We start from the raw sequence: 15,813 nt of genomic DNA on the forward strand, positions 1-15,813 counted from the left end.
GTCATATTCTATGCGCTACATCAATTATTTTCCCAATGACATTCTGCACTTCATCCGAATGTCTGATGATATATAGATGATCAGCTTCTCCCTTCACAGGCGCCGCTACATCCTTGAAGTAAGCGTCAGTCTGTTGCCGGCTCAGGACTTCTTCAAAGGTGGTAGCATTCCTGAAAATGGCTGTACTCCGCTCACTGTTTACTACTCTGGCTTGAAGAATCCGGTCGGGGATATCCAAATGGATGAGGATGGTGGTAAATCCCTTCCCTTTGAAGTGCTCCAACAGCTTCAACCGTCCACTGCGGCTCAGATTCGAATTGCAAAGGATGAGGTGAAAAGAAGTCTCATTCATGGCATAGTCAACAATGGTTTGACTGACGGCATATTTAAGGGTATTTGGCCCTTCCATTGGAAGCAGACTTCTATAAAAGGTGTTGATGAATTCAGCATGGGCATCCTGGTCGATCACAATGGAATTCAACAATTGCTCTTCCAGGCTCCTGGCGAAGGTTGATTTTCCGCTATGGGTTTTACCAACAGTCATGATTACTAGTCTTGTCATGAATGGACCTCCAATTCATAGTTTAAACTCAATGTTTAGATTCCATAAAGAAGGCTCCCATTTTTAAGAGAGCCCACTCTCGATAATTTTCATGTGCCTTATCCGTGTACCCTGATTTCCATTTTTCTCGCCTGTGTCTTCATTCCCATTGCTTCATAAAACTGAATAGCCGTATCATTAAATTCCCAGACACCGAGCTCCAGGCTTTCGGCTCCTGTGTCCTTTGTAAATTCTACTGCTTTAGTAAACAATTGTTTTCCTAATCCTTTTTCTTTATATTTTTCTGTTACTCCGAAGTCCTCTATGAAGACATATTCTTTTTTCACTATAGTTTCTCGGTCAGGGGTTTCGTTCTTCCTTAAAAATGTAAAGGCGATGATTTCATCGTAAAGATCGATTACAAACACTCCCGCATCATCGTTCATAATCAACCCCTTATAGTAACCCATATCCAACGTATGTTCAGTCGGTTTGTAACGATCAGGTCTTCCTGAAACATGGAGATCGTGAACCTCTTTATGGATTAGTTTTATTTTTTCGTAATCGTCTAAGGTCGCTTCTCTTAAGACAAACTTCAATTTGATTCCCCCTTTTGTGTTAATCAATCATGAAAAAAGCCTTGTACACGTCACCAATGATCCCTTCTAATTGATGAACACCTAAGTCTGTATTGGTCATGATGACCAAACCCCTTTCCAATTGAGGATAGGCCACCATCATACATTGAAAACCGACGCCCCACCCAAGTGATGATATTTCGATCCCCTTGTCGTTTTGATCCAGGAAAACCCCCAGTCCGGTCCATGCCTTACCACCTTGTGGATGGATCATTTCGGCTGCGTTACTTGACGAAAGATTGAGTTTGCTTTCCCCTTTTAACGCATGCATGAGTTCAATCACTACAAGTGCTAAATCTGAAGGCGTTGTCCAAAGTCCCGAAGCAGCAGGATACGGATAAATTGGATATTTGTCATTCACAACGTTTCCTTCATTCGTATGACCACATGAGACATTTTGAGAAGGAGGATCAAATGTGCTATTTTCCATATGTAATGGCTGAAAAAGATGTTCGCTCATGACTTTCGAAAAAGGGTTCCCAGTAACATCTTCTATCAACAGTTGTATGATACAAAAGCCTGCATCGGAATAATGAAAGGCGTCTTCAGGTTGATATTTCAATTCAATCGGGACCTTACAATAAGGGGATTTTCCTTCTAACAGGTCCACCACCGTCGGCGTTCCGAACTCCGATTTGAGTTCAATGAAGCTACCTTCAGGATCGGAAACCCCCGATTGGTGACTAAGTAATTGTCTTAAGGTAACGTTTCCATTATATCCATGTATTGGGACCTTCCATGATGTTAGCAATTTATTAATATCCTCATCTAAAGCCAGAATGCCTTGTTCCGCAAGAGTCATGACCAACATGGAGGTAAGAAATTTACTGATTGAACAAGCACTGAAAGTCGAATCACTTTCCACCCGTTTATCTGTTCCTGTCTCGAGTAAACCGAAGCATACTGTGCTGTTTATGCTACCACTCTCAATGGTTGCCATGCTTAATCCCGTTACACCAAATTCTTTCATGCATTTTTGTATGTTGATTATTTGTGGTTTCATCATAACCTCCATCGTTCTATTAAAATATGTTCCAGCTCTAGTAAACTCACCATCTAAAGTTGATGGAAACATCATACATCGATTTCTTCCAGATCATATGATCAGCCCCATCACCCCAATAATCCTTCAGCCAATAATGGGGTTCACCAAATTTCCGCTTCCATATCTTCTGGGCATTGGCGTACCCGCTGTCCAAACAGAACTCCTGGATCCCCCTGTTTAGAAAAGTAAGGAACATGACGTTTAGGAGTAATGTAGCTACACCACGTCCTTGATAATCGGGATGCACAAACACTGTTCCAATCTCATACATCTCTTTTATTTCTCCATCTGTGCAGGTGGTAATCAGTTCACTGGCTGGACCGTATTCAATCGTTCCGATGACTTCAGCATTGTTCTTATCAAAAGCGATTAGAAAGTATCGGTTCGTCCCATTGGTGTCCAAGTCACTTTTTAAGTATTGTTTCTTGATCTCTATTTCATTTTCGATGTCATCAAGCAGCTCTTCTAAACCTTCTTTGGAAAAGGTATGTTTAATGACTTTAGAAAAAAATTGAATCAGTTCTTCTTGGTCTTCAATGCGTGGTCTTCTTATTTCAATGGCGGGCACTGGAAATCACTCCTTGACTAACCTAAAATTCATTCCTTTGTTTTCTTTTATATCTTAAGCATTTTCCAAGCCTATCGTTTATGCAATATTATGGTAACACATCCTATCTCTTACATACGATAAAATTCAGATAATTTAATATCTTTTAATGTTCTCTATGGATTTTTTCAAAAGCTCTTTTAGTAAACATTTCTTCTCGTCTCTCCTTTAGGGTCTCTTCCTCTGATTTATGCGCAGATTCCAAAAAAGTAAATTTATCTCTTTTGAATGAATGGTATTGTGAAAACAGGGTCGTTCCTTTCCGCTACAATCTACTCTGTGCTACTACATTCTTACTCCTTATAAGTATTGATAGACACACAAAGAAATCTCCTAATGTTAATCCAAATATGGAGCCCTTAGGCATATGGATCAAAATGTTTATCGTTTATCGTCATGATCGCCTATATCCTTTCCTTGAATGACTAAAAATAAGATTGAATAACAACCTTATCTAGAAAACCTTTTTTTCTCCCACGGTATATTGCCTCTTGTAAAGAGTGCAGGGATCGGTTTTCTATAGATTGTATTTGTCAGTTTTAAGCTCTGTCACGAAATTTATAGATGGTGAGGGGAACTGCGTAGACTCCTGCGGTAGTACGGTCGTGCCGAGACCCCGTTCGGCTAAGCTGAGGAGGCTCGGCCGAACGCTAGCTGCAAGCGAAGCAGTTCCCCTCACCATCCAGCACATACTAATTGACAGAGCCGGAGCAGACTTTTTTTGAAAACAACAATCTTTGTGAAAAAGAGCATTTCAAAAATAAAAACCCCTCTCCTAAAAGGAAAGGGGCTTTACTCATTCGATTATTTCATCCACTCAGTATGGAAAGTACCTTCTTTGTCCACGCGCTCGTACGTATGGGCACCGAAGTAATCACGCTGAGCCTGGATCAGGTTTGCAGGCAGGGTTTCTGTACGGTAGCTATCGTAGTAAGACAGTGCCGCAGAGAAGCCGGGTACCGGTACACCATTTTGGACGGCTACGCTGATGACTTCGCGGAGTGCGTATTGGTAACTTTCTACGATCTCTTTGAAATAAGGATCTAATAGAAGGTTTGAAAGATTCGATTCACGGTCGTAAGCTTCTTTAATCTTTTGCAGGAATTGAGCGCGGATGATGCATCCTCCCCGGAAGATCATTGCGATATCCCCGTATTGAAGATCCCATTTGTACTCATCAGATGCAGAGCGCATTTGCGCGAAGCCTTGAGCATAAGAACAAATCTTGCTCATGTAAAGAGCTTTACGGATTGATTCAACCAACGCTTTTTTATCGCCTTGGAATGATATCGTGTCAGGTCCTTTTAGCATTTTGCTTGCCTTCACTCGCTCATCTTTAATGGATGAAATAAAACGGGCAAAGACCGACTCAGTTATGATCGGTAAGGAAACACCAAGATCTAACGCACTCTGGCTTGTCCATTTTCCTGTACCCTTTTGTCCGGCTTTGTCCAGGATGACATCCACCATGGGCTTTCCTGTATCTTCGTCATTCTTCGTGAAGATATCTGCTGTGATTTCGATGAGATAGCTATCAAGCTCGCCTTTATTCCAGTCTGCAAACACTTCATGCAGTTCCTTGGCACTTAAGCCCAGGACATTTTTCATCAGGAAGTACGATTCTGCAATCAGCTGCATATCCCCGTACTCGATGCCGTTGTGCACCATTTTCACATAGTGACCTGCGCCATCAGGACCAATATACGTCGTACAAGGGTCTCCATCGACTTTCGCTGCAATGTCTTTCAGGATAGGGGCGACAAGGTCGTACGCTTCCTTCTGTCCACCAGGCATGATGGAAGGACCAGTAAGGGCACCTTCTTCTCCACCGGAGACACCCGTTCCGATGAAATGAATGCCTAATTCGCTTAATTCGTGATTGCGGCGGCGCGTATCTTCGAAGAACGTATTTCCTCCGTCAATCAGAATGTCCCCTTTTTCCAGGAACGGCTTTAATTGTTCAATGGTTGCATCAGTTGGATTTCCTGCTTTCACCATCAAAAGGATCTTTCTAGGCTTTTCTAGGGAATTAACGAATTCTTCAATCGTATATGTAGGAACGACATTCTTTCCTTTAGATTCGCTTACCATTTCATCTGTTTTTTCACGGGAACGATTATATACAGAAACAGAGTACCCTCTGCTCTCAATATTCCAAGCTAAGTTTTTGCCCATTACGGCTAGACCGATAACACCAATTTCTTGAGACATGCCATTAACATCCTTTCGTTTATAGAATACTGGGTTTTTTCTTTGTAAACTATCAACATTATGTAGGAAAACCTAGTTGACCAATTTTTTAAAGCCTGTTTTCGAACTCTATTTCAATCTAACAAGAATAGTGTGGTGATGCAAATAATCCGTTTGAAGTGTTCGCTATCTACCTTAAGGTGTCCTCCTTCTTCCTGGGTCATTCCCTTAGAAAATCTTTGTTGAAGCTTGTGTCCTGTTTGGAGTCAAAGGTTTTCTTCTTGTTCTTCCCTTTAATTCCCTGGGAGATTGAATCTTTCCCGAACTTTTCCTGAAGCTGTGATAAAACGTTGTAAAGTGGTTCCTTTTCTGCAACCTTTCTATAAGAGAACAGGTCCAGTTGTTCGGTTGCTTCACTTTTTTCCACTATATCCTGGGCGGTGACACCCAAAAGTCTTACGGGATCTCCATCCCAGTGCTTCAACAATATGTCTTTGGCATAATGAAATAGATCTTCTTTTTTATATATCGGATTTTCCAGCTTCTTGCTTCTCGTAATGGTTTTTCTGAATTTATCCCTGATCATGAGCTGGATGGTCATCCCCAGAACGTCTTTCTGCTGCAGGCGTGATGACACTTTTGCACATAGTTTCTCTACAACCATTAATAGCTCGTGTTGGTTCGTTGTATCCTTTGGTAAAGTAGTGGAGTTTCCAACGCTTTTATAATCATAGATCGAATCAGGGTCCACGCTTCGCCTATCGATCCCGTTGGCGCGTTCTTTGAGACGAAGACCATTGATTCCAAGCAGTGATTTCAGCTGTATATCATTGGCATGAGCGAGATCATGGCAGGTATGAATACCAAACGAATTGAGCTTTTCTGCGGTCTTCTGTCCAATGCCGTGCATTTCGATGACAGGAAGGGGCCAGAGCTTTTCAGGGATATCTCGCTTTCTTAATACGGTGATTCCCATAGGCTTTTTCATATCTGAGGCGGTTTTGGCCAGGAATTTGTTGGGGGCCACCCCGATGCTGCAGGGAAGATCGAGTTGACTTTTAATTTGGGATTGAATGTCTGACGCAATTTGTAAAGGGGTGCCTTTTTCATAGGAGGCCGTGATATCCAGATATCCCTCATCAATCGAGACGGGCTCCACTAATTCTGAATATTGTCTGAGGATATCAAATATTCCTTTCGAGGCTGCACGGTAACGGTCAAAGTTAGGCGTCATGATAATGAGCCCAGGGCACAGTTTTTTGGCTTCCCAAAGAGGCATTGTCGTTTTCACTCCGAAGCTTCTCGCTTCGTAGCTGCATGTCACGATAATGCCTCTTCTCTCCTGGGGATTCCCGGCAATAGCTAATGGTTTGCCCCTCAATGTTGGGTCAAAAGCCATTTCAACAGAGGCATAGAAGCTATTCATATCAACATGAAGGATCACTCGTCCGTTTTTTGGATAATGTGAGTTCATTTAAATCGCGGCTTTCTTTGTCTAATTTTGATGGGTTTTTTGCTCGTTCACGTAATCCTTTATCTCTCTAATACCTTCTAGACTCTCTACTAAAACATCGGGGTCTATCTGGGTGATGAACGAATCTTCAAGATTGATGATTCCTGAGAAATAGTTTGTTTTTGAATACGCAAGTAAACCTACGTTTGTAAAGGAGTCATTCGGTACTTGGAGAATTTCTTTCGCTTCCTTTACGACCAAACCGATCTGCATTGTTTCTGTGTGAACGACGAGAAGAAACATTCCTGTTTCTTCACCTGCATTCGTGTCATAAAGGATATTTGCTAAATCAAGGACAGGGATCAGCTCTCCCCTGACCTTTACAAGTCCCAGGACAAATGAAGGCAGATGAGGGATGGCTCTCACTTCTTCCACTTTTTCAATCGAAACTACGTTCTCAATCGGTAGAGCATATTCTTCTTTTCCAGCATGAAAAACAACTACTTTCGGCATTGTATAACGTCCCCTCTTAAAACTTCTGATATGTATACTTCTAATGTACCATATTTTAGAAAGGTTGAGTGCTGGTTTTGAAAGAAGAAAATGTCCACGAACGAAGGATGAACTTCGGTTCATGGACATTTGGATGATTAGATGATCTGTCTGGCTCCGGCGGCTAGAGGCTCGAGGTCATAAGTCAAACCTGCCAAAAAGGCAAAGTACGCCTTTCCGGCAGGTTCGTCTTATGCTTGTCGCCTCTGAGCAAGCCGCCTTCGCTTTTCTATTTGTCAGCTCCGGCGGCTATTCCCCCGCTACTTCCTGAATGATCGCTACAACCATTTCAGAGAGCTTGTTCAGTTCTTCAACAGGCATTCTTTCGCTCTTCGTATGAATTTCTTCATATCCTACTGCCAAGTTGACTGTCGGCACTCCGAAACCTGCGATGACGTTGGCGTCACTTCCACCTCCGCTTGTAAGAAGCTCGCTTGGACGACCGATTTTCTTCGCTGCGCGTTTTGCCACTTCGACTACTTCGTCACCGTCTTTGAACTTGAAGCCTGGATACATCACCTGTACTTCAACTTCTGCTTTTCCACCCATTTCTTCTGCTACGGATTCGAATGCAGATTTCATCTTCTCTACTTGAGCTTCCATTTTTTCAGGGACGAGTGAGCGTGCTTCTGCAAGAATATCCGCTTGTTCACATACGATATTCGTTGCTTTCCCACCTTCGAAGCGTCCGATGTTTGCTGTCGTTTCTTCATCGATGCGGCCGAGTGGCATTTTGGAAATCGCTTTAGCCGCTATCGTGATGGCAGATACGCCTTTTTCAGGAGCTACACCGGCATGTGCTGTTTTCCCATATATCGTTGCTTTCACTTTCGCTTGTGTAGGAGCGGCAACGATGATATTACCGACTTTCCCATCACTATCAAGGGCGAAACCGTATTTCGCTTTTACTAGAGAAGAATCCAGTGCTTTCGCTCCGACTAATCCTGATTCTTCCCCTACCGTAATGATGAACTGAATATCACCGTGAGAGATATTGTTCTCTTTAAGTACCCGAACAGATTCAAGCATCGTTGCAAGTCCCGCTTTATCATCGGCTCCAAGAATGGTCGTGCCGTCAGAGTAAATATAGCCATCATCTTTAAGCGTCGGCTTAACCCCTTTTGCAGGGACAACTGTATCCATATGAGAAGTGAAGTAGATGGTATCTACGCCTTCTTTATTCCCTTTCAGCGTACAGATCAGGTTTCCGGCACCATGGCCCGTTTCCCCCATCGTGTCATCTTCAAATACCTCTACGCCAAGATCAGAGAATTTTTGTGTTAATACTTTGGCGATTTCTGCTTCTTCTCTCGTTTCAGAATCGATTTGGACCAATTCCAGGAATTCATTCAATAAACGTTCATGATTAATCATTTAGTCGACCTCCACAATTATGTATTCACTTCTATAGTATAGCGTGAATAGGCCGGTTCAACAAATGGTATCGCTTCTACAACGGAATATTTCCGTGCTTTTTCTTTGGCCTTTCTTCCCGTTTATTTCTCATCATTTCCAATCCTTGAATCAATTTGATCCGGGTTTCACGGGGATCTATGACGTCATCAACCATTCCACGGGAGGCTGCTACATATGGATTAGCGAATTTCTCTCGGTACTCTTCAATCTTCTGCTCCCGAAGCTGTTCAGGATTGTCACTACCTGCAATTTCCCTTGCAAAAATAATATTTGCTGCTCCCTGTGGACCCATGACGGCAATTTCTGCATTAGGCCATGCAAAAACTAAATCAGCACCGATGGACTTACTGTTTAGTGCAACATAAGCACCTCCATAGGCTTTTCGTAAAATCACCGTCATTTTTGGAACCGTAGCTTCTGAATAGGCATAGAGGATTTTCGCACCGTGACGGATGATCCCGCCATGTTCCTGCTTGATTCCAGGGAAGAAGCCAGTTACATCTTCAAAGGTGATCAATGGGATATTGAAGGAATCACAGAAACGGATAAAACGGGCTGCTTTGTCAGAGGAATCAATGTCGAGCCCTCCTGCCATGAATTTTGGCTGATTACATACAAGGCCAACGACTTCTCCTTTGATACGGGCCAGTCCAACGACGATATTTTTCGCAAATTCTTTCTGGACCTCCATAAAGCTGTCTTCATCCACAATTTCATTGATGACCGTGCGGACGTCGTAAGGACGGATAGCATCGAATGGAATCAGGTCCGTTAAATTCCCACGATAATCATCTTCTTCATCCACTTCCAAACGAGGAGGCTTATCCTCATTATTTTGTGGTAAATACGCTAATAGTCTACGAACCTCGAGAAGGACCTCTTCTTCAGTTTTCCCTCTGAAATGAGCATTCCCGCTGATGGAGTTATGGACCTTCGCACCGCCTAAATCTTCTGAACTGATTTTCTCACCGGTGACTGTTTCAATTACTTTGGGTCCTGTGATGAACATTTGACTTGTATCATCCACCATAAACACAAAATCCGTGATGGCAGGGGAATAAACCGCTCCTCCTGCGCAAGGTCCCATGATCACGGAGATTTGTGGAATCACTCCGGAATAAATAGAGTTTCGATAGAAGATATGTCCGTATCCATCTAAAGAAACGACGCCTTCTTGAATTCTTGCACCACCTGAATCATTTAATCCAATGAAAGGTGCACCATTTTTGACCGCCAGATCCATGACATGTGAAATCTTTTTCGCATGCATTTCCCCCAATGCGCCGCCAAATACCGTGAAATCCTGAGAAAATAAGTAGATGGGTTTTCCATTTACTTTTCCATAACCTGTAACGACTCCATCTCCGGGGCCCTGAACCCCGTCCAGTCCAAAGTCTGAACAGCGATGCTCAATGAATGGATTAAGCTCGACAAAGCTGCCCGGATCCACTAAAATATCGATTCGTTCTCTGGCAGTCAGTTTTCCTTTTTCGTGCTGCTTATCTATTTTTTCATCTCCGCCGCCTAATTCTACTTCTCTTCTGCGATCATACAATTCATTAATTTTTTCATAGATATCCATTATGTTACTCCCCCTTGATGTTTGATTTATCACATAGTTCATATAGTACACCGTGCGCTGACTTTGGATGCATGAAGGCAACTGCAGCTCCGCCAGCCCCCGTTTTTGGAGTTTCGTTGATCATCTGGACTCCACTCACTTGCAGTTCCTTGATCCGTTTTTCAATTCCTTCGACACCAAAGGCAATATGGTGAATGCCTTCTCCCTTTTTCTCAATGAACTTGGCAATCGGACTTTCTTTATGTAGTGGTTCAAGTAACTCAAGCTTAATATTTCCACCATCAATAAATGCTACTTTCACACCTTGATTTCCCACTTCTTCGACCTTGACGAGTGAAAGTCCAAGAGTATCTTCATAAAATGGAAGAACATTGTCTATTGATGATACTGCTATTCCGATATGGTCTACCTTTTTCATCCCTATCATCCCCCTGTTGTTTACATGTTCCACCCGTATAGTATTCGATAAACGGTGTCGAATTCCCTCCTAATCCGGCGAATAATTAAAGCGTTTTCTTTTATGCCAATGGTTGTTTTCTCTCACTATTCACGATAAAATAGAGTTGAAAATCGCCTCTTTAAGGTGAGATGAAGAATGGAGAGATACAATGGGTAATAAAAAATTACAAAAAATAATTGTATTTGTCATGTTGTTTGCCATGATTGCATCGACAATCATGGCGGGACTGACTTTCTTATTATAATAGAAAACAAAGGATCTGCTTTTCGACTGGGTCGATTAGCAGATCCTTTTTATTTTATCGCACCGTGATCTTTTCCCAGCTGATGGAAGCTTTTGTTCGTTTTGACGACTAGAACCTTTGTTCCGACTGGCACCTGATCAAACAGATATTCGACATGTTTGTTGTGCATTCGGATGCATCCATTTGAGATATATTTGCCTATGCTTGAAGGTTGATTCGTTCCGTGAATTCCATAAATCCTTCCATCTGTCCCCTTGGCGTCAAATCCGATCCACCTTGAACCCAATGGATTCCGGGGGTCTCCACCGGGAATGTTCTTCTTACGATAATAAGGGTTCTTGGCTTTAACGGTAACATTAAATAGTCCTTCCGGGGTGAGGGTCGTCGTTTTCCCTGTTGCTACCGGGAATGTGTGCTGAACCTTCCCGTCGTCGATGAAGGCTAATTGATTACTTTCCTTGTTCACGATAATAAATGGATCCCCGGGAAGTGGATTCCTCCCAAGCGGCCATATGGGAGAAGCGAACAAGATAATGGCAAGAAGTATACGCATCCTATCACCTTTTTTCGTGTTTTAGGTGTAGTTTACTTCCTTTTGATCATTTTCATCCTTCTTTATTCCTTTAAACGAACTTTTCAGAAGAAGATACTGCTCCATCTCTTGAACAAATTGATAGAGAGCGGCGCGGGTTTCAAATTCTTCCCTCGTCTTAGGTAAATCCATCCGTTCAAACTCCACTTTCATATCATACAGTTTTTTCAAATAAAACAGGGCCGTGTTTCCTGGATGTATGTGATCACTAAGCTCATCCAGAAATTCGGCAATCCGATGTCCCTGCTCTATCGTCAATGAGATCGATGTCGCTATCGGTAAGATACGTTGTAGGATTTCGAACTGTTTTTCCCTCATTTTAAAATACAAATAATATAAGTTCTCATGACGTAAAAAGTGATTTTCAACATCTTTGAATGCTATTGTCTTCGCTTCTTTAAGTAATTGTTCTGTTTCAGTGATTTCTTTTCCATCCCATTGGCTGTCATTTGTTCGCAGGTAGTTGATCATTTCACAAAAGATTTTATAGAAATTGGCTTCGATCTTTTCTTGATATTCGATCATCTTTTTATCAACGCTTGGCATATACAAATTCATAACCAGAGCGATCCCGATCCCAATAACGATGATCCCTAATTCATTCTGAAAAAGGCCCGGGGTCACCTTACCTGCAGAATAAATATGTAAAATGATAACGGAACTGGTGACGATTCCTTCTTTGATATTCAGGGCTACCGTTATTGGAATGAACACAAGTAATAACAAGCCGATTACGGCAGGATGATAGGCCATGAACTCAAAGAACGCAGCCGAAATCACCATGGCAATCACACAGGCCAGGAAACGGCTCCATGAAGCGTTAACCGATTTCTTCTTCGTGTTTTGAATGCACAGTATCGTCAAAATTCCGGCTGATACAAAGTTATCCAGCTGAAACCACTGTGCAATGCTGATCGCAACCGCTGTGCCGATCCCAGTCTTAAGTGTTCGATACCCGATTCGAAACATTCATTTTTCTCCTAACTCTTTCTTTTTTAGCTACTTTAGAATACCATATTTCCCCTTGAACATAAAAAGGAGGATTAACGAAACTGTTCGCTAATCCTTCCATCGTTTAAAGTATTTTCTCTAAGAATTCTTTTCCACGTTCGCTTTGCGGGTTCGAGAAAAAAGGAAGAGGCTCTCCTTCTTCGACGATCTTACCATCATCCATGAATAAGACTCTGTCTGCCACCTCTCTGGCAAAGCCCATTTCATGGGTTACAATGATCATCGTCATCCCTGAATGAGCAAGTGATTTCATGACTTCCAGCACCTCTTTGACCATTTCCGGGTCCAGTGCAGATGTCGGTTCGTCAAAAAGCATCACTTTCGGTTCCATGGCCAGTGCCCTTGCAATCGCTACACGCTGTTTTTGGCCTCCTGATAAACGGTTTGGGTACTCAACACTTTTTTCTTTCAAACCAACCTTGGTTAGAAGGTCCGTCCCTAATTTTTTAGCATCTGATCTGTTTAGCCCCTTCACTTTCACTGGGGCGTAGATCACGTTTTCCAACGCCGTCATATGCGGAAAGAGGTGAAAGTGTTGAAATACCATGCCTATGTCTTGTCTCACTTTGCTTATATTTTTGACTTTCACAATAGCTTCTTCAAAGTATATCGATCCTGAAGTTGGTTCCTCTAAATAATTCAGGCAGCGGAGCAGAGTGGATTTTCCGGAACCGGAAGGACCGATCAATGCGACAACCTCCCCTTTTTCTACGGAGAAATCTATACCTTTCAATACTTGAAGCTTACCGAACGATTTGGTGATTTTTTCTGCTTTAATCATTCCCACGTAGTCTCCCTTCCAGCGCTTTCCCTAATAAGGTTAGAATCATGACAAGCACATAATAGATCAGTCCTGCAAATAGTAGTGGTTCGAAAAAGGAATACAAATCACTGCCTACCATATACGAACGCCTCATCACATCGGCGGCTCCGATAACAGTGACGATGGCAGATTCCTTCGTAAGGGTGATAAATTCGTTCATTAAGGCAGGCAAAATGTTTTTAATGGCCTGAGGCAGGATCACATCTTTCATCATCAAACGATATGGAACCCCAAGAGCCATGGCCGCTTCCTTTTGCCCTTTATCCACTGCATTGATCCCCGCACGGATGATTTCGGAAATATAGGCAGCTGAATTAAGGGAAAAAGAAAGAATCGCTGCTGTATACGGTTCGATCTGAGTTCCAAAAAGCTGAGGCGAGCCATAAAAGATGATCATTAATTGCAGAACTAAAGGAGTCCCCCGAAAAACCGATGTATAAATATCTGCAAGTAATGTTAAAGGTTTGATGGAACTTATTTTACAAAGAGCAAGCAGAATACCGAAGGCAAATCCAAGTATTCCTGCTAACCCGACAATTTTAAGAGTGACCTTCAATCCTTCCAAAATAAAAGGAATCGAAGGGATCAGTTGTTGAAAATCAAGTGGCATTGTATTCTCCTCCAATCGTGCTGTTAAATAGGAAGGACTAACCTATGATGGGTTAGCCCTTCTATCAATCTACTGTTCTCCGTCAAACCACTTTTCAGCCAGTTTATTCAATTCTCCATTTTCTTTGAGCTTTTTCAATGCATCGTTGAATTCGCTTGTAAGCTCACTATCCTTTGGAAGTGCAACGGCAGAACCCGCCTCTTCTTCGTTCACGTCCATTGTATTTCCTAGAAGTTCTTTATTTTTATCCAAATAACCATTTGCTACTGTATTTTCGATGATTATGGCATCAAAACGTCCATTTTGCAGATCCTGTATCAGCTCAGGAATACGGTCACGGGTCTCTACTTTTAATGGGATGGAGGTGGAAAGTTCTTCTGCAGCATCCTGTTGGATGGAACCTAACTGAACGCCAACCGTTTTACCATCAAGATCCTTTTCGCTTTGAATTCCGCTCTCTTTTGTTGAGATGATCATATCTTTTGCTGTGTAGTAGACATCACTGAAGTCAACGTTCTTTTGTCGTTCCGGCGTAGGGGTCATAGCTGAAAGTACAAAGTCCACCTGCCCGGTTTTAAGTGCTGAAATTAATCCGCTGAACTCCATATCTTTAATCTCGATTTCATAACCAAGTTCATCTGCCAGCATATGAGCCAAGTCAATGTCGTACCCGATAAATTCATCACTGTTTGCCGTATCGACATATTCAAATGGTTTATAGTCAGCCGACGTACCCATAATCAGTTTCTTTGATTCCCCTGAAGCGGTTCCTGCATTCTCTTCTCCTGCACCACACGCAGCAAGAGTAGTAGAAACGATTAATACTACTATAAGAGATAATATCTTTTTCATTGTAATTCCTCCCCAATAATAATGTATAAATATAATATATAATGTATATTAATTACTATATTCGTATTGTATCAGAGATAAATATTTATGCAATAGTTTTTATAGTTACTCATAAAAATTTATATATTCTGAAAATATAATAGTTGGTTTATTAATTAAGAACACTAGTCCGTGTAATTAGCGAACTTATCTTATTCAAAAAATATTCATTTTTAATGAGGGGACCACGACAAAACGAAAGAGAAAGGAGAGTAGTAGTTTTTATAAAATAGAGTGAATTTACGTTGATTAGAAACTAAAAAATGCAGATCTGGCTGTAGATTTTATGAAAAATTAGGATATTCATCTTTTTATATGGGGAATTAACTATGAATTGCGTCATTTCGGGAGATAATTGCGTCGTTTTCATTAAATATTGCGTCGTTCTTAAAGAGAATTGCGTCTCTCTAGAATTTATTGCGCCGCATTTAAAAGGAATTGCGTATTTTAGTAAATCAGGAATTATCAGCCTGTTTACTCTGCTTCCCACCCTGCAAATAAAAGAAGATCAATCGTATAAACGTGAAAGGCAAAAAAAAACCCGTCAAGTTCCTCACACAAACATCCACCTAAAGCAGATATTCATGTAAGGAACCTGACGGGCCACACTCTCTTACTTACACTTCTTCACAATACTGATCGAAGTACGATTGAATTTTGTTCACAACCGACATTGGGTCGTGACCTTCAATTTCATGTCTTTCTACCATCGTCAATAACTTTCCATCTTTTAATAGAGCAAATGACGGTGAAGATGGTGGATAGCCGGTAAAGTAGCTGCGCGCTTTCGCAGTGGCTTCTTTATCCTGGCCGGCGAAAACGGTTACCAATTGATCTGGTCGTTTATCGTAATGAATGGAATGAGCTGCTGCTGGACGTGCAATTCCTCCGGCGCAACCACAAACGGAGTTAATCATCACGAGTGTTGTACCTTCTTTAGCGAAAGCTTGATCTACTTCTTCTTCTGTTGTTAACTGGGTATAACCGGCTTGTTCGATTTCTTGACGAGCCTGGCGAACAACATCATTCATAAATAAATTGAAATCTATATCCATGCTTGAACTCTCCTTTTAATCGCTGACTTAATCATTCTCCATAAGAACATGAATTTTGATGTACCCCTATCATAACAATTTCAAACCCTATGTTTCAATTAAA

17 protein-coding genes are annotated in these 15,813 nt (G+C 41.8%); 1 reads left to right on the forward strand and 16 read right to left on the reverse strand.

Annotated features, from left to right (window positions below):
• Nucleotide 1: 1 nt before the first annotated feature.
• From FZC88_RS15860 to mce, 10 genes are all read right to left on the reverse strand, one after another.
• Nucleotides 2–562: an ATP-binding protein gene (locus FZC88_RS15860; RefSeq protein WP_148969546.1), complete on the reverse strand. Its 561-nt coding sequence runs from the start codon at nt 560–562 to the stop codon at nt 2–4.
• A 98-nt stretch (nt 563–660) separates the two neighbouring features.
• A complete protein-coding gene (locus FZC88_RS15865; RefSeq protein WP_148995599.1) occupies nt 661–1,140 on the reverse strand; it encodes a GNAT family N-acetyltransferase in 480 nt (159 codons plus the stop codon).
• Between the two features lie 19 nt (nt 1,141–1,159).
• Nucleotides 1,160–2,182 carry a serine hydrolase domain-containing protein gene (locus FZC88_RS15870; RefSeq protein WP_148995600.1) on the reverse strand — a complete coding sequence of 341 codons (1,023 nt, stop codon included), beginning with the start codon at nt 2,180–2,182 and terminating at the stop codon, nt 1,160–1,162.
• A gap of 46 nt (nt 2,183–2,228) precedes the next feature.
• Nucleotides 2,229–2,792, reverse strand: coding sequence for a GNAT family N-acetyltransferase (locus tag FZC88_RS15875; protein ID WP_148995601.1), 564 nt, complete (start codon nt 2,790–2,792; stop codon nt 2,229–2,231).
• 843 nt (nt 2,793–3,635) lie between these two features.
• Nucleotides 3,636–5,042 carry an NADP-dependent phosphogluconate dehydrogenase gene (gndA, locus tag FZC88_RS15880; protein WP_148995602.1) on the reverse strand — a complete coding sequence of 469 codons (1,407 nt, stop codon included), beginning with the start codon at nt 5,040–5,042 and terminating at the stop codon, nt 3,636–3,638.
• A gap of 199 nt (nt 5,043–5,241) precedes the next feature.
• Nucleotides 5,242–6,495 carry a DNA polymerase IV gene (locus FZC88_RS15885; RefSeq protein WP_148969550.1) on the reverse strand — a complete coding sequence of 418 codons (1,254 nt, stop codon included), beginning with the start codon at nt 6,493–6,495 and terminating at the stop codon, nt 5,242–5,244.
• A gap of 21 nt (nt 6,496–6,516) precedes the next feature.
• A complete protein-coding gene (locus tag FZC88_RS15890) occupies nt 6,517–6,987 on the reverse strand; it encodes a chemotaxis protein CheW (RefSeq protein ID WP_148995603.1) in 471 nt (156 codons plus the stop codon).
• Between the two features lie 288 nt (nt 6,988–7,275).
• Nucleotides 7,276–8,400 carry a tripeptidase T gene (locus tag FZC88_RS15895; RefSeq protein WP_148995604.1) on the reverse strand — a complete coding sequence of 375 codons (1,125 nt, stop codon included), beginning with the start codon at nt 8,398–8,400 and terminating at the stop codon, nt 7,276–7,278.
• A 76-nt stretch (nt 8,401–8,476) separates the two neighbouring features.
• On the reverse strand, nt 8,477–10,024 hold the full coding sequence (locus FZC88_RS15900; RefSeq protein WP_148995605.1) for an acyl-CoA carboxylase subunit beta: 1,548 nt from the start codon (nt 10,022–10,024) through the stop codon (nt 8,477–8,479).
• A 4-nt stretch (nt 10,025–10,028) separates the two neighbouring features.
• Complete coding sequence (gene mce, locus FZC88_RS15905; RefSeq protein ID WP_148995606.1) at nt 10,029–10,442, reverse strand: methylmalonyl-CoA epimerase; 414 nt, start codon at nt 10,440–10,442, stop codon at nt 10,029–10,031.
• 190 nt (nt 10,443–10,632) lie between these two features.
• Between mce and prli42 the strand changes: the two genes are divergently transcribed.
• Complete coding sequence (prli42, locus tag FZC88_RS15910) at nt 10,633–10,728, forward strand: stressosome-associated protein Prli42 (RefSeq protein ID WP_148969555.1); 96 nt, start codon at nt 10,633–10,635, stop codon at nt 10,726–10,728.
• Between the two features lie 49 nt (nt 10,729–10,777).
• On the opposite strand, the gene FZC88_RS15915 is transcribed toward prli42, so the two are convergent.
• From FZC88_RS15915 to FZC88_RS15940, 6 genes are all read right to left on the reverse strand, one after another.
• Nucleotides 10,778–11,281 (reverse strand): L,D-transpeptidase, encoded by a 504-nt coding sequence (locus FZC88_RS15915; protein WP_148995607.1) that lies wholly within the window; start codon nt 11,279–11,281, stop codon nt 10,778–10,780.
• 21 nt (nt 11,282–11,302) lie between these two features.
• On the reverse strand, nt 11,303–12,289 hold the full coding sequence (locus tag FZC88_RS15920; protein ID WP_148995608.1) for an aromatic acid exporter family protein: 987 nt from the start codon (nt 12,287–12,289) through the stop codon (nt 11,303–11,305).
• Nucleotides 12,290–12,395: 106 nt separating this feature from the next.
• A complete protein-coding gene (locus FZC88_RS15925; protein ID WP_148995609.1) occupies nt 12,396–13,112 on the reverse strand; it encodes an amino acid ABC transporter ATP-binding protein in 717 nt (238 codons plus the stop codon).
• Nucleotides 13,105–13,764: an amino acid ABC transporter permease gene (locus FZC88_RS15930; RefSeq protein WP_148969559.1), complete on the reverse strand. Its 660-nt coding sequence runs from the start codon at nt 13,762–13,764 to the stop codon at nt 13,105–13,107. Before FZC88_RS15930 ends, FZC88_RS15925 begins: the two co-directional genes overlap by 8 nt.
• A gap of 69 nt (nt 13,765–13,833) precedes the next feature.
• Nucleotides 13,834–14,616, reverse strand: coding sequence for a transporter substrate-binding domain-containing protein (locus tag FZC88_RS15935; protein WP_148995610.1), 783 nt, complete (start codon nt 14,614–14,616; stop codon nt 13,834–13,836).
• Nucleotides 14,617–15,272: 656 nt separating this feature from the next.
• Complete coding sequence (locus tag FZC88_RS15940; RefSeq protein WP_148969561.1) at nt 15,273–15,710, reverse strand: BrxA/BrxB family bacilliredoxin; 438 nt, start codon at nt 15,708–15,710, stop codon at nt 15,273–15,275.
• Nucleotides 15,711–15,813: the final 103 nt, after the last annotated feature.

The sequence above is a fragment of the Rossellomorea aquimaris genome (assembly GCF_008180865.1).
Taxonomy (GTDB): domain Bacteria; phylum Bacillota; class Bacilli; order Bacillales; family Bacillaceae_B; genus Rossellomorea; species Rossellomorea yichunensis.